Source organism: Candidatus Saganbacteria bacterium (genome assembly GCA_026387835.1).
GTDB lineage: Bacteria > Margulisbacteria > WOR-1 > JAKLHX01 > JAKLHX01 > JAPLKZ01.
This window is the reverse complement of record JAPLKZ010000007.1, coordinates 105511-127803: the sequence shown is the minus strand read 5'-3', so window position 1 is coordinate 127803 and position 22293 is coordinate 105511. Positions and strand designations below refer to the sequence as shown.

Here is a 22293-nt window from a genome sequence, read left to right as displayed (position 1 = left end):
ACGAGGGTTTCTTCAGATTCTCAGGCCGAGGTCGAGTTCAATTCCTGCGAGGCGCAGCAAATAAAGATCAGATCGTTCATATCAAGCCAGAACGATTTTGAAGTCTACAAGGCTTATTCGGACGAAGGATACTCCGGAGCGAATACGGACCGTCCCGGACTGAATGATATGTTATCTGATATTCAGGACGGCAAGATAGATGTCGTCATTTCATACAAGATAGACAGGCTCACAAGATCCCCAAAAGATTTCTACAATCTTTTAGAAATACTCGAAAAACACAACGCGAGCTTTATTTCTATAACAGAGAGATTTGACACTTCCACTCCGTCGGGTCGGCTTCTTAGGAATATCATGCTTACTTTCGGCCAGTTTGAAAGAGAGCTGACAAGTGAAAGGATCAGGGACAAAAAGGCCGAAATGGCAAAAAAAGGTATGTGGAGTTCAGGAAAGCCTCCGTTCGGATATAAAAAGGAAGATAAAAAACTCGTGATCGATCCGGTTCATTCCGAAACAGTAAAGAAGATATTTGAAACATATCTTTCCACCGGATCGGTTTATTCTGTTTACAATACTTTGAAATCCGGAAATATGTTCAACAGAAAAGGCAATGTTTTTTCAAAGACAGTAATATGTGACATGCTGAGAAATGTCGTCTATAAAGGGATGATCCTTCACAAAGGAAATATCTATCAAGGCCTGCATGAAGCGATCGTGTCTCCCGAAATGTTTGAAGAAGCGCAGAAACATCATAAACAGAGAATATACGGCAGAGTCGTTCACTGTGCGTTATTTCCGGGATTACTTCATTGTAAAGGCTGCGGATCTACTATGAGCGAAGTCTTCACAAATAAAAAGAGATATACAAGGAGAGTCAGATATTTTTATTATCGTTGCACAAGCATCAATAAAAGAGACCTGTCTTTTTGTGATGTCAGACAGGTCAGCGTCGATCGTCTGGACAGGCTTGTCATAGATTATCTTGATAATATAGCCAAAAACAATCAACATCTCGACAGTTTGATTTTCACGCTCAATAATTCGCCTAAACCCATGTCAAGCGGACTTGAACCGGGGCCCTTTCCGTTGCAGTTCACCTCCGAAAAAGTCCGGCAGATACTGGAGACCATAACCGGATCGACAGCTAATAGGGATATGACTGAAAGACGAATTATTATAAAACAGCACATCGAAAAGATAATTTATTCGAAGGAGAACGTCGAAGTAATATTAAAATATCCTGATAACTGCGCCGAAAATCAGACCCCTGAAACTGTTCCTGCGGCATTTTTTTGCCCCCACCCAAAAAAATGCCGCAGAAGAAAACCTTCGCCGAAAAATATTTCAGAAAACGCATGTGCGGGAGTTCGCAATGAAACTAAAATGGGCCCAGGTGGACTTGAACCACCGACCTTGCGATTATCAGTCGCATGCTCTAGCCAGCTGAGCTATGAGCCCATTACAGCATCTGTTTCTATGAAAATTATAACACATTAGATGTTTTACCCCCCTCTCCCTGTCAAGGGAGAGGGGTTAAGGGGTGAGGGTTAAATATGCTAATATTAATCCATGAAAATAAAATCCGCCGCGGTTTGTTTTTTACTCTTAATATTTTCGGTGTCTTCCATTGCGGGGACATCGGTCTGCGTGAAATACCCTTCTAACCTTGTCAGCGGCAGCGGCCCGATGCCTTACAATTACCACGTCATCGACGGCCATATCCACACGGGAGGCCATCCTTTAGACCCGGAAATAGACCTTAAAGCAAGCGATGAGACTGTTTTATCGGTATTAAATTATCTCAAGTCGAAAGGCATTCGTCATTTTATAGATCTTGAAAATACCAGGGCCGTCCAGGCAAGATACTCTTCTTTGCTTGAAAAGGCCGGCATCGAAAGGTATCACGTGCCCATGCACATCGCGAAGGTACCTACGCCATCAGAGTGGAAAAAGATAAAAGAGCTTATGAAAGGCCCCGTCTATATCCACTGCAAGTGGGGCGCTGACAGGACCGGGATGGTGATCGCGAAATACTTAATAGAAGAAAAAGGCTATACGACCGGAGAAGCTGTTGAAGCTGTGAAGACCGGCGGAAGCCATTCCGGCGTGAAAGGCGGCCTAAGGACGGAGCTTTACTACCCTACTCTCTTGTGGTTCATAAACAGGAAGTGAAGCGGATCTTTAGGTGAAATATCACAGTCTGTATATCTTATCCGACACAACGCCCCTGAAAGCGTTTCTTGTATCGAATATCTTCTTCGCGCTGTCCTCTATCATCTTGAGGTCGTAATTTGAATGGTCGGTCGTGAGCACCACGCAGTCATAAGAAGATATCATCTCCTTTGAAAGCTCTTTTGAGGTGAATGATTCCCTGGTCACCTCGTCATGCAGCTCCGGCACATACGGATCGCTGTAATCCGCAATTGAACCTAACTGCCTGAACAGCCTGAACACGTCGATCGCCGGTGATTCCCTGATATCCGAAATATCTTTTTTATATGCCATGCCGAGCAGCAGTATTTTTTTGTCTTTCAGATCGCCGATGAGCTGCTCCACTCTTGTTACCACATAAGCCGGCATCTCTCTGTTTATCTGCGTGGAAAGATTTATGAGCTGGACATCCCCTCCTATGAATTTTGCTTTCCAGGTAAGATATGTCGGGTCAGTGGTGATGCAGTGGCCGCCGATGCCGGGCCCGGGATAGAAAGGCATGAACCCGAAAGGTTTTGTCTTTGCTGTTTCGATTATCTCCCACACATCCACCTTCATCTGGTGGCAGATCTGGCAGAACTCGTTTATGAACGCGATATTTACGTTCCTGAAAGTGTTCTCGAGCAGCTTGACCATTTCGGCGGTCTTAGCGTCCTTTACCAGCATGGTCTTTTCAAAGACCTGGCCGTAGAGGGCCTGCGCGGCTTCCCCGGATTTGATTTCCACCCCGCCGATCACTTTAGGGATGTTCTTCGTGTAATACGCCGGGTTCCCGGGGTCCACTCTTTCCGGAGAGAATGCCAGGAAAAAGTTCTCCCCGATCTTGTAGCCGAAGCTTTCAATCTGCGGCCGGACCACTTCATCGGTAGTGCCTGGAAATGTCGTGCTCTCCAGTATCACAAGCATGTTCTCGTGGATATGGTCCTTTATCTCCTGGACCGCGGAGGTTATGAAAGAGATGTCGGGGTCCCCGGTCTTGCGGAGCGGGGTCGGCACGCAGATTATGACCACATCCGCTTTCTCGATCACCTGGGGGTTATCATAAAAAGATATCCTGCCCTGCCCGAGGAGAGTCCTGATATCCTCGCTCTTTACGTCCTCAACATGGCTGTTGCCCTTGTTCAGGTTCTCTGTCTTCGGCTTGCTCGTGTCTATCCCTAAGACATTGAACCCGATCTTGGCAATCTCGATGCCGAGCGGAAGCCCCACATAGCCCATGCCGATTATCGCTATATTTGCTTTTTTTGATCTTATCTTGTCAAGTAGTTTTTCCATGATGAAATTATATCAGATTTTCAAATCTTTCCAAAGTCGCTCTCTACCATCTCCAGCTTTTCATAGACTTCTTTTGCCCTTTTTATAACTTCGTCCGGCAGGCCCGCGAGTTTCGCGACCTGTATGCCGTAGCTCTTGTCGGAGGGGCCTTCCAGTATCTTGTGCAGAAAAGTTATATGGTCTCCTTCTTCTTTCACGGCGACGTTCAGGTTCTTCATCCCGGGATACTTTTCCGCGAGCTGGGTTATCTCGTGGTAATGCGTCGCGAAAAGCGTCTTTGCCTTTATCTTTGTATGGATGAATTCCGAGACCGCGCAGGCTATGCTCATACCATCGAAAGTCGCGGTCCCCCGTCCTATTTCGTCAAGTATGATCAGACTGTTCTCTGTCGCGTTATTTAGGATATTTGCCGCCTCGAGCATCTCGACCATGAAAGTGGACTGCCCGGCGTAAATATCGTCCAGCGCTCCTACCCTTGTGAATATCCGGTCTATGACAGGTATCTTTGCCGACTTTGCGGGAACAAAGCTTCCTATCTGGGCAAGAAGAGCGATCAAAGCTATCTGCTTCATATATGTAGACTTCCCCGCCATGTTAGGGCCTGTTATTAAAAGAAAGCGGCTCAATTCGTCCATCCTTGTGTCGTTCGGCACGAACAGGTGATGCCCGATAGTCTTCTCCGCTACCGGATGGCGTCCTTCTTTTATCATAAGCTCGCCGCCGGATGTGATCTCCGGTTTAAAATAACCTTCGCCCACTGCCGTATTTGCAAGAGCTAAGAGAGCGTCAAGGGACGCTATGCACAAAGATACTGCCTGAAGTTCCTTTGATGACCCGGCTATCCTGTCCCTTATGGTGCAGAACAGGCTGTACTCCGTCTCCACCACGCGCTCCTGGGCGTTGAGGATCATGGATTCTTTTTCTTTCAGCTCGGGAGTGATGTATCTCTCACAGTTGACGAGCGTCTGTTTGCGGATATAATCCATCGGGACATATTTCTGGTTAGTGGCCGAAACTTCGATATAGTATCCGAAGACTTTCGTGAACCCGACCTTGAGCGACTTTATCCCGGTCCTCTGCCTCTCCGTCTCTTCAAGACGGGAGATCCATTCCTTCCCCTGCGTGGAGGCTTCTATTATCTCGTCCAGCTCGGCGCTGTACCCTTTTTTTATCAGACCTCCGTCTTTTATCACGAAGGGAGGGTCGTCAACTATGGAAGCCTCTATCAAAGAAGCAATACCTGAAAGGTCGCCAAAGCCCGTCATTTCTTTTATAAGGCGGGAAAAGCAGCCCGACAACAGTTCTTTTACTTTGGGAAGACGTAGCAACGATTCTTTCAAAGCGACAAGGTCCCTCGCGTTAGCGCTTGCCGAGGCGATCTTTCCGGTCAGCCTTTCTATGTCCCTGATATCGTCAAGCGTTCCTTCAAGCTCCTGCCTAAGAATAGAGCTTTTTGTAAGCTCCTCAACGGCTTCAAGCCTGGCATCTATCTGCTTTTTATCGCACAGGGGTGAAAGCACCCAGCTTCTCAAAAGCCTTGAGCCCATCGGCGTTTTTGTCCTGTCAAGCATCCATAAAAGGCTTCCTTCAAAGCTCCTTTCCTTAATTGTCTGGACAAGCTCGAGGTTCCTCCTCGTGGACGTGTCGATATACATGAAATTGTCTATCCGGTATTTTTTTATGGAGTTTACGTGCGAGAGAGATGTCTTCTGCGTCTCTTTAAGATAATCTATTACAGGCGATACCGCGCAGAGCGACAGCTCGTCGCCTTTGAAGCCGAACCCGTCAAGCGATTCCAGTTTAAAATGCTTCAGTACTTTTTCCTTGGCAAGCGCCGCGTCAAAGATGTCTTTCAGGTTATACGGGGTGATGACTATGTTCTTTGACTTTAAGAACGATACCAGTTTTTTATCGTTCTCAAATACATCCCTTGAGATAATGACTTCGGCCGGGCTCACGCGTTCTATCTCGTCATACAGCACTTTCATGCCGACATCTCCTTCGATATCAAGAGCTTTGAACTCTCCGGTCGAGATATCGATATACGAAAGGCCTGTCCTGCCGGATGAAAAAGAAAGGGCCATCAGGTAGTTGCTTTCTTTTTCGCTGAGCATCGCGGTATCCAGCACCGTCCCGGGAGTGATTATTTTTATGACCTCTCTTTTTACGAGCCCTTCAGCAAGATCGGGGTCTTCCACCTGCTCGCATATCGCGACCTTGTAGCCTTTCGATATAAGTTTGGAAATATAAGGAGTGACGCTGTGATAAGGGACACCGCACATCGGAGCGCGGTTCTCGCCCTGCCCTCTTCCTGTAAGCGTTATTTCCAGTTCTTTTGACGCGACGAGCGCGTCTTCCCCGAACATCTCGTAGAAGTCGCCGAGCCTGAAGAACAAAAGCGCGTCCGGCACCTCGGACTTTACCTGACGGTATTGTTTCATCATGGGGGTAGGATCGGACATCGGTCTATTTCCTTATTTCGACATTCAACTTTTCAACCAGTGCATTAATCACTTTTCCGTGAACAGTATTTACCGCCTCATCCGTCAAGGTCTTATTCACATCTCTGTAGATAACGCTGTAGGCAAGACTTATCCTGCCTTTACTTTCAAACTTATCAAATAACGTGACCGATTCCACGAGCCTGCCTCCCGCGGACCTGATCAGGCCCGCGATGTCTTTATGAAGGACATTTTCCGGGATGAACATCGCGATATCGCGCCTGACGCTAGGGAACTTCGGGGCTGAACTGTATACCACGAGGGGTTCTTTTGTAAGGCAAAGCGCGTCAAGGTCTATTTCAAAGATGAAGACAGGGGCTGTCAGGTCGAAATTCGCTTTTATCCTGTCCTGTACCTGGCCGAAGAAACCTATCTTATCTCCGTTCAGGAATATTTCCGCTCCTTCTTTTAAAAGCGGGCCGGAAGAGGTCCTGAATTCCGCCTTCCCCTCACCGTAAAGGTCAAGTATATCTTCAACAATTCCTTTTAAATAATAGAGGTCTTCGCTGATCTTGCCTTGCCCCGAGCTTGCCGAGGGGTCTTTTTCCACCGCTCCTTCCCAGACGGACCCCGTCAGGAGCGCCGAGACGACGGTCCTTTCTCTTTGCTCACTGCCCTGCAGGGAGAACACACTGCCGGCCTCAAAAAGCGCGATGTCATGCATCTGGCGGTGGATGTTATACTGCGCCGCCTCGAGCAGTCCCGGGACGATGGTCGTCCTTAAATGCGTCATCTCATCTATGAGCGGGTTGGTTATCGGCACGGCTTTTCCCAGGGTCAGCCCCGCTTTTGAGTAAAGTTTTTCGCCTGTCATGCTGAAAGTCTTTGCCTCCGAAAAACCGCAGTCAGCAAGGACCTGTTTCAGCCTGCTCTCTTTCCTGATGGACTTTTCCGTCCGGTCATCGCTTTTTATTGCCGGCTCTATCGAGGGGACTGTCTCCTTTAACTTGTCATAACCGAAGATGCGGGCGACTTCTTCTATCAGGTCTATCTCCCTTTCGATATCACCCGCCCTGTGGAGCGGGACGGCCACTTTGAGAGACTCCCCGCTTTTGCCGACGGAAAAGCCGAGTCCCGTAAGGATATCGGCGCATTTTTTTTCAGGGACCTCTATCCCGAGCACCTTGTTCAGCTTTTCGGGCCTCAGGATGATCTCTTTGGGCTTTCTTTCGCTTTCTTTTATGTCGATGACGCCTTTGGCCGCTTTCCCTTTGCCATGCTCTGTCATAAGGCCCGCCGCCCTGTCAAGAGCTTTTGCCACGTTGTCAAAATCGACGCCCCTTTCAAACCTTATGGAAGCCTCAGTCCTCATCTTCTGGTCCTTCGCGGTCCTGTTAACCGATGCCGGCTCAAAATACGCCGACTCAAGAAGGATATTCTTTGTCGAAGAAGAGACCTCGGTACTGCCGCCTCCCATGACGCCCGCTATCGCGACAGGACGGTTTTCATCCGCGATGACGAGGTCATCTTTTGAAAGGGTCCTTTCAACGTCATCCAGCGTTTTTATCTTTTCCTTGTCGGCTGCTTTTCTAACTATGATCTTTTTCCCTTCAAGCCTGTCAAGGTCAAAAGCGTGGAGCGGCTGTCCTGATTCAAGAAGCACGTAATTCGTGATATCGACGATATTATTTATCGGCCTCATCCCGCAATCCAGCAGTCTTTTCTGCATCCAGGACGGGGAATCCCCGATCGTTATATCCGTGATGACGCGCGCCATGTATCTCGGGCACAGCTTCTTATCTTTAACTTCTACGCGGGCAAGTTCGCCGATCTGCCTTCCCTCTTCCTTCACTTCAGCTTTTTGGCTTTTCAAATTTTTTCCCTGTACCGCGCACACTTCCCTTGCCACGCCGAGCACGGACAGGCAGTCGCCCCTGTTAGGAAGGATCTCTATTTCAAGGACATTATTTTCTTTTGACGCGATCTCGGTGCCGGACATGGACAGGCCTTGCGCGACTTTTTCAATGCCGCCGTCGGCATCCACGAATTCTTTTAACCATTCAAACGGTATTTTCATAAAATATTTCTCCAAATCCTCACCCCTGCTCCCCCCGATTTCATCGGGGGTCGCTTTCACCTCTCCACAAAGTGGAGAGGGGTGCCGAGCGTGAGCGAGGCGGGGTGAGGTTTAAAATTGCCTCAATACCCTTAAATCATTCTCAAAAAACACGCGGATATCATCGACTCCGTATTTGAGCATCGCGATGCGCTCTATTCCCATGCCGAACGCGAACCCGCTCACCGGAAAGACGTTCGGATCCACCATTCCCGAGCCGAGGATCTCAAGCCATCCCGTGTTCTTGCAAAGCCGGCAGCCTTTTCCGCCGCAGATGAAACATTCTACATCCACTTCCGCTGAAGGTTCTGTGAACGGGAAAAAACTCGGCCTGAAGCGTACTTTCCTGTCACGCCCGAACATCTTCCTTAAAAATTTTGTGAGCGTGCCTTTCAGGTCGGACATAGTTATATCATCGCCGACCAGCAGCCCTTCCAGTTGATGAAATACCGGAAGATGGGAAGCGTCTGCCGCGTCGCGCCTGTAGACCTTGCCGGGAAATACCGCCGCGAACGGCGGGTCGTTCTTTTCCATGAACCTCACCTGGACGGGAGAGGTGTGGGTCCTGAGCAGTTTTCCTCCGGACACGTAAAAAGTGCTCCACATGTCCCTCGAGGGGTGGTCCGCCGGGATGTTCAGGGCTTCAAAATTATAATAGTCGGTCTCTATCTCGGGCCCCTGGGCAACGATGTATCCCATCGAAGAAAATATTGCAAGCATTTCATCCATCACCTGTGTGATTATATTAATGCTGCCTTTTTTTATCCTTTTTCCGGGAAGCGTGATGTCAAGCCTGTCAGACGCTCTTTTTGAAGACCCGGCATTTAACGCCTCCGCCTTCTCCTTCGCCTTCTCCTCCGCTTTCATCTTCAGGCCGTTCAACAAAGCTCCGGCCTTCTTCTTCTCCTCCGGCGAAAGCACCTTCATCTCGTTGAAAAGCTCCGCTATAAGGCCTTTCCTGCCGAGATATTTGTTTTTCGCCGATTCAAAAGTCCTTAAGTCGGAAGTCGCCCCTATCTCCGCGAGAGCTTCTGTCTCTGTCTTTTGAATTTTTTCTTCAATGTCCATTTTTCACTTACTGCTTACTGCGGACTGCATTCTGCTGTCCCCTCTGCCTCATCGATTCGAACATTATTATTGACGCGCAAACCCCTGCATTGAGCGATTCGACACCGGCCTCCATGGGTATTTTTACCTTTTCATCACAGAGGTCCAGCAGTTCTTTCCTGATGCCGCCTGCTTCATTACCAATTATAACAGTAAAAGGCGTATCCAGTTTCACTTCATATATAGACTTTGAGGCGTTCATTTTTGCTCCAAGGACCCTGCCTTTTGTCTTCTTTAATGCCTCTTTCAGGTCCGCGTCTTCAAAGACGGCTGTTTTGAACAAAGCGCCCTGCGTCGCGCGAACTGTTTTTGGATTATACACATCCGCGCTGTCACCCGAGACAACAACATTAAATCCTGATGCCGCCGCGGAACGTATTATCGTCCCAAGGTTACCTGGGTCCTGTATCGAGTCGCACATAACAATATATTTTCCTGAAATACCGGGACCGGCCTTAGGTTTTTTGACCACGGCCAGTATTCCCTGGGAGGTCACGGTGTCGGAAACGGAAGCTATTATCTTATCAGAGACCATGAACTTTTCGATCTTATCCGCATTCAAAGCTGCGAGCGCCGTCTCCGCTTTGCTGCCGTACAAAATATATTTTATCTCGATACCGCTCTTTACCGCTTCTTCGATCAGGTGCGGCCCTTCTACTGCGAACAGGCCTTCTTTATCCCTCTCCTTTTTATTTGAGAGCAATTTTTTTGCCAGCTTGATCTTGGTATTATCCGCGCTTTCTATCATGTTAATGAAATTATAACTTAGATGGCATAGCAAGGCAATTACTTATTGATATATAATAACCGCGGTGTTAGAATTAACTTAATAAATTTTTATGCGCTTTAATTGCAGGCAATTAATAAACCTCGCGGCAGTATTACTGTGCATAAGCGCTTTGTTTTTTTCTTCCGGCACTTTAGCGGAAACGCTGTACCAGGACCTGTATGACTACGGCATCGCATCAAATACGCTTTACAGGGCCGCTGCAGGCAGGGATATAACGATCTCAAGGTCAGCCGATCTCGGCCGCACTTATACAGAGGCGCAGACCGTCGAAGCGCTCGGAGATAACTGCTCTTTCATCAGGCTTTTCTTTTCCGGCAGTGAGATCAGGCTATTTTGGATAACACAGAACAGGTTGTTCTTTTCAAAGTCAGGCGACGGCGGCAGCAACTGGACCTCGCCTGTCGGGCTGTACAAATTCGATAAAAAGCCCTCCTTCATAGATCTTGCCGCGGAAAACAACTATTTGTGCCTCGCTTTTACCGATAAAGCCGCAAAAAGTATCTCATACAGGGAATCTCCGGACCTGGGCGTTTCCTGGGGGACAGCGTCAGCGCCTTTCAGCTCAGTGTCAGGTGCCGGGTCTTTCAAGGTAAAAATACTTAACGGTTACTGCTATGCGGCATCAGTAATATCAGAAAGCGGAATGAACAAGATCATCCTCGTTTCAAAGCCGGCAGGCGGGACCTCATGGTCAACGCCGCGCGAAATATTTGTAAGCCCTTCAGCCGTAGATTCCTTTGACATCGCGGCCGTCCTGAAAAACGCCATGTTCCTCTGCATTAGAAGCGGCAACAGCCTGATGCTGACCAGGTCTTTCGACAACGGCTACCGGTGGAAAAAGGCTGTTAATCTATTACTGCCCTTCCCTGCCGAAAGCATGAACGGCATGACGCTCCTGCCGGGTAATTCCGGATTTACCGCTGTGCTGGGTAATGACGCCCTGTTTAGTATCGACCTTCCTGCCCCGTCTTCTCCGGTTCTTTTGACACCTGATGATCTTATTTCGGCGACCTCGGAAGTTACCGTAAAGATCATGCCGGTAAAAGATCCCGATGATCTGCAATATACTCTTGCCCTCTCGCAGGACAGCCTGTTTTCTCCGGGATCATATCAGGAAGTGGCTCCCGCCGGCTTTTCTTTCAGGATGCCGGTATCACTGAAAGACGGCAGATATTATTACCGCATCGATCTAAGTGACGCTTTTAGCGCCGTCTCCTCAAAGGTACGGTCGTTTACTCTTGACCGTGTAAAACCGATATTGACCATAATTTCTCCTTCCGATAATTCAACGGCAGAGACCGGCGAGATAGCGGTCTCGGGAACTACAGAGGCTGATGCCGTCCTCATCATCAACGGCTCTAAGATATTTTTGGGGGCCGCGGGATTTTTTAATACCAGGCAAATATTGAAAGCCGGACCAAATATTATGACCTTTGAAGCGGCAGATTTGGCCGGAAACAGGTCGACACTGACAAGGACCGTGTATTACATGCCGGCTTCCGCGGACCTCGCCCTGAATAAACCGTCGGAAAAAGACTGGGTCAGGCCGGGCACTACCATTGCAATGGAAGCGCAGTTTTTGACAGATCATCTGATCGAAGACGAGCAGGAAGCGGCGATAACTTTCAGCGGCTCCACTGCCGAGAGTTCCCTGGCCTATGACCTCATCAGTGACAGGATCAGCGGTTTTGTTAAGCTCCCGCAGTGGCTGCCGCACGGCAAAAATAGTTTTACTCTCAGTATCGCCGATAAGAACGGCAGCGTCAAAAAAAGCACGCTGAACATTAATATTGACTCAAAAAGCCCGACGGTCGTTCTGTCAGCCCCGGGAGATAAAATATTTTCAAACAGAATAGACGCCGTCATAGCCCCTATCGCGGACGAAGGTGCCGGCGCTGATCCTTCCGGTACAAAAGGAAGGCTGTCCTGCGGCGGCGTCACGGTTGAGACAACTGCATCTTTTGATAAAAGTTCTTCTTCCGTAGTCCTTTATCCTGAAAAACCGCTTAAGGACGGACTTTACTGCCTTGAGATAAACACCAGGGACCTGGCGGGGAATTCAGGCACTCCGGCAAAATATAATTATATCGTCGACACGGTGCCGCCCGTGCTCACGCTGTCTAAAGAAATACCCGCGGAGACGGGGACCGGCACTATTGAGATAGCCGGCAAAGCGGACAAGACTTTTATTTCGACCTTCAGTATACTCGTGAATGAAAAACCCGCCAAGGGCATTTCCGTAAAAAATAACGAGTTCAGCGCTTCCGTGAACCTTGAAAACGGGTCTAATAATATCACGGTGTCTGTCTGCGACCTTGCCGGGAACAAAACGTCTATAAGCGGTAAGACACTCTACATCGCCCCTGCCGATGTGGATATGAGCATAAGCAATCTCCTTGCCTGTCCGAACCCGTTCGACCCCGCAAGCGGCAGTGCCGCGATAACTTTTGACTGTTCCAAAGATTCTACTGTCACGCTGTACGTGTTCGACATTAAAGGATCTCTTGTCTGTAAGAAGTCGGGGACCGCGGTCTCGGGCTTTAACAAAGATCTTACCTGGGACGGCAATAATTCTTTTGGAGAGGCACTGTCAAACGGCACTTATATAATCCGTGTCGCGGCAAAGGACGCGTCGGGCGGATCTTCAACATCGAAAAGCAGGATCATCCTTTTAAGATAGCACGCACTTTTTTTCTATTTCTGCCGCAAGATAAAAAGAATTCAGGGAATCCCTCGCACTCACGGCCGGCTTCCTGCGCAGTATCACGCTTTCGATAAAGTCATTCACTTCCGCCTTTATCGGCTCTTCCCCTCTTGCTTGTGTCGTTTCGACGATAGAACCGTTCCTGCTTACGGTCACATTCCTTTTTATCAGATCGGCATTGATCTCGCAGTCCTCGCATTTGATCTCTATCGTTCTCGATTTTTCGGGCGCTATTTTGCTGGCCGAAAGTTCAGCTGTTACAGCGTTCTCAAAGATGATGTCCGCATCTACGGAACTCAGGACCTCGCCTCCTGCTTTTCCGCCTCTTGACGCAACGCCAACCGGCCTTGACCCTGCAATATTCAGGACGATGTCAAGGTCATGGAGCATCAGGTCTATCACGACGCTCACGTCGTTCGCCCTCCCGGCAGGCGGCGCGTGCCTTGATGCTTTTATGGACAATACTTTCTTTCCTTTCAGCGCTTTAAAAAGTTCTGTCACGGCCGGGTTGAACCTCTCGATGTAGCCTACCGCGGATATTGTGTTCGAGGCGTCGATCAATCTCATAAGCTCCCCGGCTTCCTGCGTCGTGGCGGTTATCGGTTTTTCTATGAGAGTATGGACTTTTTTTTCGGCGCACATCTTTGCGTATCTGAAGTGAAGCACTGTCGGGACGGCTATGCTTGCGATATCCACCGCTTCCAGGAACTTTTCCGGATCGCTGAAAGGGACCGTTTTATATTTCTCCGCGATCTCCGCAGCCCTTTTATTATCCGTATCAAAAATTCCAGCGAGGTCCGCCTCACTGGCCGCGCTGTAGGCCTTGCAGTGAAGTTCCCCCATAAAACCCGTCCCTATGACGCCCGCTTTTATCATGCCCCTCAAATCTCCTATGCTTTTGGGAATATTACGTGAGAGAACACAACGCCCGCGGTCTTTGCCCCGGCTGTCGAAACTATTTCGAACGCCTCCCTGACCTGCTCTCTCAGGGCATGCCCGTGGGATACCACAAATACGTTGGCCTCCGCGAACCGGAACAGGTTCATCAGCGCCATTTTTTCTTTAAGGCACGGGCCGATGATGATCACCTCGTCAAAGTCCTCTTTAAGTCTCATGAGTATGTTCCTGACTTTTTCCTGGTCGAACAGGCCCGGCTCCTCTTTTGCCGGAGCCCCTGAGGTCATTACGGAAAGGTTTTTTTCAATGCTTCTTATGACTTCGGGCCCGATCTCTTTTTCGCCTGACATGACTTCCCCCAGGCCGGGCAGCGATTTGACGGCAAATACCGTATCGGCGCAGGGATAAGAACTGTCGGCATCGATGACAAGGACGTTCCTGCCGCTTTGCGAGACGGACACAGCAAGGTTCAATGCGGCAAAAGCCTTGCCTTTATCGGCAGGCACCCCCGAAAAGATGACCGTCTTTTTCAGGACATCGAACTTCCTGTCAAGATAGTCGGCGAGGCGGGATATTTCCTGCTTCAGCGCAGCGTCTTTTTTTGCGGCGCTCATAGCGGACCGCATCCCGTCCGGTTTTTTAAAAGGTATCTCGCATATCAACGGGACCTTGAGGATGTTGCGGACTTCTTCGCCCGTCTTGACGCAGTGGTCAAGATACTCCGCCATAAATACGGTCCCCGCTGATACAATAAAAGCAAGCATCAATCCCGCGAAAAACACGAATATTTTTCTCGGCCTTTGCTGCGAAGAAGCCGCCCCCGCATAAGAGATTATCCGCGCCCCTCCCTGCTTCAGCGCCTGCGATACTTTCAGCTCGCTGCCTTTCTGGAAGAACATGGCATAAAGGCTGTTCAGCACTTTTTCTTCTTTTTCGGTCGTCACGCCGGCCGCCTCGCCTGTGGGCAGCCGCGAGATCTTTGACGCAAAGCCGCTTATGCCGCGGTCAAGGAACTGTATCCTGTTCTTGAGGGTGTTCACGATATCATTGTTTTCCGTGATGAACAGCCTTAACTGTTCCTCTTTCAATATCATGTTTATTTTTGCTTTTTCGACCTCAAGCTCGATCTGCTTGAGTATTTCTTCATGCAGGTCTTCCGGCACGGGGTACATAAGTTTTTTATTCTTCAGATCAGTGATCTTCCTGCTCAGAAGGAACTGCCTGTATTTTATCTGCTTCAGGCTTTCTTCGATGTACCTGCCGGTATATTCGTCCTGTATCCTGTCTATTTTCTGCGTCCACTTGACGAACTGCCTTGCGGCCGAATTCGCAATATTTGCCGCCTCGACAGGGTCCTGCGACCGTACTTTTATCTGTATTATATCGGTGTCTTCCAGCTGCTGAACGCTCAGACGCGACAGAAGATCGGCCGATCTGACGAGGTCTCCCGTAACGTTCCTGATATCCAGTTCCTTTATCACCTCGTTTATCACCGCGTTGTCCTTTATCATCTCTATCTGCGAGTCGATCAGGCTGCTCCTGGGAATGTTCAGTTTTACCGTAGTATCCGACAGTACCGGCAGGTCCCCGCTCATCGCTATCAGTTTTGAGGTCGCCAGGTACGAGGGCCGCGCGACAAAAGAGACAATGATCCCAAGCGCCAGGACGGATACGAACACCGCGAGGAATAAAACATATCTTTTCTGCAGCATCGAGATCAGGTGCCTTATATCCATGTTCAGTACGCCCCCTTTGAGGTCATGACAACGGCTACCGTCTTAAATATTATCTTTACGTCAAGCCAGAGGGACCAGTTCTCGATATAGAATATGTCGAGCTTTACCATGTCCTCAAATGACAGGCCGCTCCTTCCGCTCACCTGCCACAGTCCGGTGAGGCCTGGGGCTATGCGCAGCCGTTTTTTGTGCCAGGAGCTGTATCTTTGCACCTCATCCGGCAGCGGAGGCCGCGGTCCTACAAAGCTCATCTCCCCCCTGATGACATTTATTATCTGCGGCAGTTCATCAAGGCTTGACCTGCGGAGCGCTTTTCCGATCCTTGTGGTCCTGGGATCGTCCTTTATCTTGAAAATATGGCCGTCCGCCTCGTTCCTGTGCGCGATCTTGTCCAGCTCTTTTTCGGCACCGATAACCATCGACCTGAACTTGAACATCTTGAACTCTTTGCCTTCGCGTCCCACTCTTTTCTGCATGTAAAAGACGGGACCTTTTGAGCCGAGTTTTATCAGGACCGCTATGATGAACATCGCGGGGAAAAATACCGCGCCTAATACTATTGAAAGGATGATGTCCGAACACCTTTTGATGAAAGCATTGGCGCCGTACAGCTTTATCTCCCTGACGGATATCAGGGGGATCCCTATTATCTCATCCGAGCTGATCCTTGATTCGATTATGTCCAGCACTCTGGGAACGAACTGGAACTCCACTTTCTCAAGCTCGCATTTTTCTATCAGGGCCAGTATCTGCCCGTTGGAAGCGTCCGGCACGGAAAAGATCACCTTATTTATCCTGTTCTGCCGGAATATTTTTCTCAGGTCAATGGCGTTTGACAGGGCTTCTACAGGGCCCATGGAATGCGCTGCGCGCAGCCCCATCTCCGGATGATCCTTTATCTTCTGCGATATCAGCTTCCGTTCCTCCTCGTGCCCGATGATCATGATCCTGAGGATGCCTATGCCTCTGCTGAAGACCTTTTTCTGGATGATTATTATACCGACATGGACCGCTCCGATAAGGACCATCGAGATCAGCCAGGCGTAGAAGATGATCAGTCTTTTGAAGATAAGGTCCCTGTAAAAGATGGTCATGAATTCAAAGAAGACCATGCTGAGCGTAAGGCCGGCAGCCACCGCGCTAGCCTCGTCAAACTCGGACCTCTTGACCGATGTGGAATAGACGGAGAGCAGGTTAAAAAAAACAAGCACCGTAAATACCGCGAATATCAGAAGCCTTGAGTTCTGGATCACCAGCATCTCGAAAGGGATATGAAAACCCTGTTTCAGATAATGGCCCGCGCTGAAAGAAAAGATTATTATCAGGACATCGCAGGATATTACGAACAGGTTGAATAAAAAGCCTCTTCTGTTCATGAAATTTACCTTTCTTGACCCTCACCCCAACCCTCTCCCGTAGGGAGAGGGGGAGTTAACAATTGCTTATTGAATAATTCCATTTGCATATTCTAATACGCCCTCTCCCTCTGGGAGAGGGAAGGGTGAGGGCTACCTACACCCCATCTTCTCCTCAACAAATTCTATTATTTTCCTCTTAAATATCTCTTTATCATAATCTTCCGCATGTTTTCTTATCGCTGCACTGTCAAACGACATCTTTTCAAATTTCTTCACGGCATCGATTATCGATCCTGGAGTCTGCTCTTCAAATATTATACCTGTTTTACCGGGAATGATGGTCTCGCCTGCGCCGCCTTTACCGTAAACTATCGCCGGCCTGCCCGAAGCCTGGGCCTCCAGAGGAACGATGCCAAAATCTTCATGGCTGGCAAATACCAGGGCTTTGCACCCCGACAGATATTCTGCCAGCTCGGGGTCACTTACAAAACCAAGCATTTCCACGCTCGGACCCGCGATAGCTTTCAGGTCCGCCATATCCCGCCCCGTTCCGATGACTTTAAGCGGATACCCGAGTTTGTTGAAAGCTTCGATGACGATATCTGTCCTTTTTTGCGGTACAAGGCGCGAGACCGCGAGATAGTAACCGCCTGTCCCCGCGGCCGGTTTGAACTTTGACGCGTCGATCGGAGGATATATCACCGTACTTTCCCTTCCGTAATATTTTTTTATCCGCCCGGCGACAAAATCGGAGATCGCTATGAAATGGTCCGCTCTTTTAGAGCTTATCCTGTCCCATGTCCTTAAGTACAGCATCGCCAGGGGGGCAAGCAGCCTCTTTAAACCCCTGACTTTTTCGAACCTCAGGTATTCATGGTACATGTCCCACGCGTATCTCATGGGCGTATAGCAGTAGCAGATATGGCAGGTGTTCGGCCCGGTCATCACACCCTTGGCGCAGGCATGCGAGGAAGATATGACCAGATCATATCCTTTCAGATCAAAACTTTCAAAAGCAAAAGGCATCAGGGGCAGATAATCCCTGTATCTTTGCTTTGCGAAAGGGAGTTTTTGGATGAACGATGTCCTTATATCTTTTTTTCTCAGAGTATCGGAAAGTCTGTCTTTATCGCAGACGGAAGTATATACCGGAGCTTCCGGAAAGATCCCGCACAGGTCCTCCAGGACCCTTTCCGCGCCGCCCATACCCGTCAGCCAGTCATGGACCAACGCGACTTTCATCGTCATCTTAAAACCTTTTCATAAGTTGCTATTGTCCGTCTTGCCGCGGCTTCCCATGTGAACAGCTTTGCCCTCTCGAGCCCTTTTTCCGACAGGCTCTTTTTGATCCGAGGGTCCGATAGCACCTGGACTATCGCGTCTGAAATATTGCCCGTATTGCACGGGTTCACCTTGATCGCGGCGTCGCCTACGACCTCCGGCAAAGAGGAAGTGTTTGATGTTACTGTCGGCACGCCACACGCCATCGCCTCAAGCGGAGGCAGCCCGAATCCTTCGTAAAGCGACGGATAGATGAAAAGTTCGGCGCAGTTATAGACCAGAGGAAGGTCTTCCTGCCGCATAGAATCAATGATCTTCACCCTTCCCATGCCCTGTTCTTTTATGAAACTGAGGATATCTTTAAACAGCCAGCCATTATTGCCGACTATGACAAGGTCTTCGCTTATCTTTTTGTCTTTCACGGCTGAAATAAAAGCTTCCACCAGCCTTTTGATGTTCTTTCTGGGCTCGATCGTGCCGACGAACATGATGAACGGTCTGTTCAGTCCGTATTTTTCGCGCGCGCGCCCCAGCGCCGCCTCATCACTGATGACCTTGAACTCTTCCCCGACCCCGAGATGGATCACGTCGATCTTTTCCGGGTCCGTCCCGAAATATTCGATGATATCCTTCTTAGTGTTATCCGAATCCGCGATGATCCTGTCGGCCCGCCTGACCGTTACCGGCGTTATCAGATGCTTGAAGGCCCTTTTTCTTAACGAATAAGCGCCCGGCAGCCTGAAAAAAGCCAGGTCGTGGACGGTTATGACCTTTCTTCCTTTTGCCGGCATCAGCGGCAGTATATGGTCGGGACTGTGGAATATATCGGGTGAGATCCTGTCAAGCAGGAGCGGCAGCGCTGTCTGCTCCCACAGGTTGCGCAAAAAATAATTGTTTAATGCCCAGGCGGGCTTTACCACGCTTGCATTGCCGGCCGGACGCGCGATATCATCACCGCCTGCCAGCAGGAAATACCGGTTCTTGCCGTCGATTACAAGAAGCGCCCTGACAAGGTTCTCCAGATATGTCCTGATGCCGAAGGCCCGCTCCGACAAGAGACCCGCATTAATGGCTATGCGCATAACATATGGTCCTAATGCAGCTTTGAAGAAAATATGTGGATGACGAAAGAAGTCGCCGTCAAAAGAACGGCCGATATTATTGAGCCGAGCAGTATGACAGACAGCGAAAAGATCGCTTCTTTATAAAAAAACCAGACCACGAGATAATTAAGCGCTGTGGATATTATTCCGGCGATCACTATGATCTTAAGTTTATTCAGCCAGGATGTTTGCTGGCCGTAGGGCTTGAACAATCCGAGAAGATTAAGGATGACCAGCCACATAATTATCAAAAAAAACAGGTATTTCAGGTATGTTGATATGAATTTGTCCGGATTAGACGAGAAACCGAATTTTATATAATATGACAGGACATATGCCGCCGCGATCGAGACCGCGTCCATTATCAATTTCAGCGCCAGTAATAAATGGGCTTTTATGTTTTCCATATATTTATTTAGCGGTTACCTTTAATAAGGCTTTTATTTCTTCGCAATGCCCTTCTTCCGCCGCTTTCTCAAGTTTATCAATAATATCATCCAGTCTGCCCCTGTCGATCATGGCTGCCGGAGCAACAAATATTTTTTCGTGTTTTGTGGCTTTAGTGCCTTCTTCAGTGGTCAGCAATTCTTCATACAGCTTTTCGCCGGGTTTTAAACCTACGAATTTTATATCAATATCGATGCCCATTTCAAGCCCCGACAGCCTTATAAGGTCTTTTGCCAGGTCCAGGATCTTCACGGGCTCTCCCATATCAAGGATGAATGTTTCTCCGCCGCTGCCCATTGCGCCTGCCTGGATGACCAGCTGCGCCGCCTCCTGTATGGTCATAAAATATCTTGTTGCTTCGGGATGGGTGACAGTAACTGGACCTCCCTCGGCTATCTGTTTCTTGAATATCTGGACGACGCTTCCTCTGCTTCCCAGAACGTTGCCGAACCTGACGGAAACGAATTTAGTATCGCTTTGGCTGTCCGCCAGAGATTTTATTGTCATTTCCGCTATTCTTTTTGTCGCGCCCATGACACTGGACGGATTGACCGCTTTATCCGTGGATATCAGCACAAATTCCTTTGCTTTATATTTTTTTGCCAGTTCTGCCATATTTTTTGTTCCCATTATATTGTTCAGCACCGCTTCATCGGCGTCTCTCTCCATCAGATACACGTGTTTGTGCGCCGCGGCATGGAAAATGACATCCGGTTTTGTCCGTTTGAATATATTTTCCATCCTCGCCTTGTCGCGTATATCTGCGATAAAAGGCCGTATCTCCAGGAACGGATATTTATCCGTGAGTTCCGCTTCGATATCAAAAATACTGTTCTCCCCTTTTCCGATACAGACCAATTCTTTGGGATTGAACATCGCGATCTTTCTGCAAAGCTCAGACCCGATAGAGCCTCCCGCTCCCGTGACCATGATCACCGAATCGGATATGTACGAAGAAATGCTCTTATTGTCGAGCGTGATCGTCTCTCTCCCCAAAAGATCTTCGATCTCGACATTTCTTATCTGCGCCACATGGACCGTACCGTCGATCAATTCGTATATTCCCGGAACGATCTTGAATTTAGCTTTGGTTTCCTCGCAATAACCGACGATCTTCCTGATCTGCTTTCTGCTGGCGGTAGGTATCGCGATTATTATTTCATCAATTTCATTGTTTTCCACGATTTCCGGGATCTCCTGGGAAGAGCCTAAAACGGGAAGATGATGTATGAACACGCCCCGTTTTGATAAATTGTCGTCAACAAAACCTACGGGGACATATTTCAACTGCGGATTTTTCTGCATCTCCCTGAGTATGGTCTCTCCCGCGTCTCCCGCGCCTACTATCAGGGCTCTCCGCTCTTCTCCTTCATAATGCAGCCTTGATTGCGATTCCTTCCACAATCTTATGATAAGTCTCGTGGAGCCGATAGCCGCAAAGCACAGGAACGCTTCTATCACGAGAAGAGAAAAAGGGAAATCCCTCTGGCTTAAGATTATCAGGCTCATCAAAACGAGCATCGAACTTAACACGATCGCCTTTATCAGTGACAGGACCTCTTTTACGCTCATATATTGCCAGGCCCAGTGGTACAGGCCGTAATTCCTGAAGACACCTATCCTGAACGCGATGATGAACGGGAATATCCACCAGTAATGAAAGATAAAAGCGGCGATATCCGCCCAGTTGTTCTGTTCAAGCAGGACGACCGACAATAATATTGACGCGGTCATCGAGATAACATCGACAGAAAGCAATATTGCCAGCTTGTTCTCCCGGAGGAACGGCTCAAGTCTTTTAATTATGCTTTTTAGCATGTTTTTTTCCCAGCCTTTCGGCGATGACCGAACCCGCGGCCAAAAAGAACAACAGACAGATCATTGCCGGTATCTTTGTTGATAATAGCATTGATCTTGACATTATTGAAATATAGCCCAGAAATATCGTAAGCACGTAATATATTATGCTGATACTTCTGTGCGAATAACCGTGGATTATCAATTTCTGATACAGATGGTCCCTATGGGCCTCGATCAGATTTTTGCCTTCCCAGGCTCTTCTTATAACGGTACTTAGCGAATCATAAATTACGGGAGCAAAAAGTATGACAAAAGGGTATATTTGGACTTTGCAGGCACCGGAGTTTGCCAAAAATATTGACAGCACCGCAAAATTGTATCCTAAAAATAAACTTCCGGTATCGCCGAGAAATATCGATGCGGGGCTGTAATTAAACAACAGAAAGCCCAGACAGCCGGCAATTATTACGGTTGACACCATCGCGACCGTAATATTTCCGGAGATAAGCGAGAACGCCAGCAAGACAAAAGAGGAGATCAGTGATATCCCTCCTATCAGGCCGTCGATGCCGTCCATAAAATTGAACGCGTTTATCAGCCCGAAGATCCAGAGGAAAGTAAGCATATAGCTGAAAATACCCGCATCAAAACCCAGCCCGAAACCGTCGAGCCTGACCCCGAATATGATCGGGATAAATGCGGCCGCAAAAGTCGCGGCGATCTTATGGCTGCCTTTCATTATTGAAAGGTCGTCTGACAGGCCGACGACAAGGAATGCCGCCGCCCCGGCCAGATAGGCGATATTCAGACTGTTTTTCAGATCAAATAAAGGAAATATGAATACGGCAAATAAGATCAAAAATGTTACGCCTCCGCATCTGGGAATGATATTTGAGTGGGAGCTCCTGCGGTTCGGCTTGTCGGAAAACAGCCCGAATTTATATGACAGCCATTGCAGTATAAAGGTCGTTAGTATTGAGATCACCAGTACTAACGGGAGAATTATAAAAAAGTTGTCGGTCATAGG

General features: G+C 48.7%; 15 protein-coding genes and 1 tRNA gene. 2 read left to right on the top strand and 14 right to left on the bottom strand.

What is annotated here, in order from left to right:
• Positions 1-1384: 1384 nt before the first annotated feature.
• A tRNA-Ile gene (locus NTZ10_03200) sits at positions 1385-1458 on the bottom strand.
• Positions 1459-1569: 111 nt separating this feature from the next.
• Between NTZ10_03200 and NTZ10_03195 the strand changes: the two genes are divergently transcribed.
• Positions 1570-2172 carry a dual specificity protein phosphatase family protein gene (locus tag NTZ10_03195; GenBank protein MCX5749234.1) on the top strand — a complete coding sequence of 201 codons (603 nt, stop codon included), beginning with the start codon at positions 1570-1572 and terminating at the stop codon, positions 2170-2172.
• 21 nt (positions 2173-2193) lie between these two features.
• On the opposite strand, the gene NTZ10_03190 is transcribed toward NTZ10_03195, so the two are convergent.
• From NTZ10_03190 to NTZ10_03170, 5 genes are all read right to left on the bottom strand, one after another.
• The gene (locus tag NTZ10_03190; GenBank protein ID MCX5749233.1) at positions 2194-3486 is read right to left on the bottom strand and encodes a nucleotide sugar dehydrogenase; all 1293 of its coding nucleotides are present in this window, start codon (positions 3484-3486) and stop codon (positions 2194-2196) included.
• Between the two features lie 20 nt (positions 3487-3506).
• Positions 3507-5948 (bottom strand): DNA mismatch repair protein MutS, encoded by a 2442-nt coding sequence (mutS, locus tag NTZ10_03185; GenBank protein MCX5749232.1) that lies wholly within the window; start codon positions 5946-5948, stop codon positions 3507-3509.
• A gap of 4 nt (positions 5949-5952) precedes the next feature.
• Positions 5953-8004, bottom strand: a complete 2052-nt coding sequence (pheT, locus tag NTZ10_03180; protein MCX5749231.1) for a phenylalanine--tRNA ligase subunit beta — start codon at positions 8002-8004, stop codon at positions 5953-5955.
• A gap of 111 nt (positions 8005-8115) precedes the next feature.
• Positions 8116-9105: a phenylalanine--tRNA ligase subunit alpha gene (gene pheS / locus NTZ10_03175; protein MCX5749230.1), complete on the bottom strand. Its 990-nt coding sequence runs from the start codon at positions 9103-9105 to the stop codon at positions 8116-8118.
• A 13-nt stretch (positions 9106-9118) separates the two neighbouring features.
• A complete protein-coding gene (locus NTZ10_03170) occupies positions 9119-9898 on the bottom strand; it encodes an RNA methyltransferase (GenBank protein MCX5749229.1) in 780 nt (259 codons plus the stop codon).
• Positions 9899-9989: 91 nt separating this feature from the next.
• Here NTZ10_03170 and NTZ10_03165 point away from each other — a divergent pair, with 91 nt between their 5' ends.
• Positions 9990-12620 (top strand): hypothetical protein, encoded by a 2631-nt coding sequence (locus NTZ10_03165; protein MCX5749228.1) that lies wholly within the window; start codon positions 9990-9992, stop codon positions 12618-12620.
• On the opposite strand, the gene NTZ10_03160 is transcribed toward NTZ10_03165, so the two are convergent.
• The 8 genes from NTZ10_03160 to NTZ10_03125 all read right to left on the bottom strand — a co-directional run bounded on the left by NTZ10_03160 (position 12612) and on the right by NTZ10_03125 (position 22290).
• A complete protein-coding gene (locus tag NTZ10_03160) occupies positions 12612-13520 on the bottom strand; it encodes a Gfo/Idh/MocA family oxidoreductase (protein MCX5749227.1) in 909 nt (302 codons plus the stop codon). The genes NTZ10_03165 and NTZ10_03160 overlap by 9 nt on opposite strands.
• 14 nt (positions 13521-13534) lie before the next feature.
• Positions 13535-15277 (bottom strand): Wzz/FepE/Etk N-terminal domain-containing protein, encoded by a 1743-nt coding sequence (locus NTZ10_03155; protein ID MCX5749226.1) that lies wholly within the window; start codon positions 15275-15277, stop codon positions 13535-13537.
• Positions 15278-15279: 2 nt separating this feature from the next.
• Complete coding sequence (locus tag NTZ10_03150) at positions 15280-16653, bottom strand: sugar transferase (protein MCX5749225.1); 1374 nt, start codon at positions 16651-16653, stop codon at positions 15280-15282.
• Between the two features lie 132 nt (positions 16654-16785).
• Positions 16786-17877 carry a glycosyltransferase gene (locus NTZ10_03145; GenBank protein MCX5749224.1) on the bottom strand — a complete coding sequence of 364 codons (1092 nt, stop codon included), beginning with the start codon at positions 17875-17877 and terminating at the stop codon, positions 16786-16788.
• 2 nt (positions 17878-17879) lie between these two features.
• Positions 17880-18998, bottom strand: a complete 1119-nt coding sequence (locus tag NTZ10_03140) for a glycosyltransferase family 1 protein (protein MCX5749223.1) — start codon at positions 18996-18998, stop codon at positions 17880-17882.
• 11 nt (positions 18999-19009) lie between these two features.
• Positions 19010-19426 carry a hypothetical protein gene (locus tag NTZ10_03135; GenBank protein ID MCX5749222.1) on the bottom strand — a complete coding sequence of 139 codons (417 nt, stop codon included), beginning with the start codon at positions 19424-19426 and terminating at the stop codon, positions 19010-19012.
• A gap of 4 nt (positions 19427-19430) precedes the next feature.
• The gene (locus tag NTZ10_03130) at positions 19431-21284 is read right to left on the bottom strand and encodes a nucleoside-diphosphate sugar epimerase/dehydratase (protein MCX5749221.1); all 1854 of its coding nucleotides are present in this window, start codon (positions 21282-21284) and stop codon (positions 19431-19433) included.
• Positions 21265-22290 (bottom strand): MraY family glycosyltransferase, encoded by a 1026-nt coding sequence (locus NTZ10_03125; GenBank protein ID MCX5749220.1) that lies wholly within the window; start codon positions 22288-22290, stop codon positions 21265-21267. Before NTZ10_03125 ends, NTZ10_03130 begins: the two co-directional genes overlap by 20 nt.
• Positions 22291-22293 lie beyond the last annotated feature (3 nt).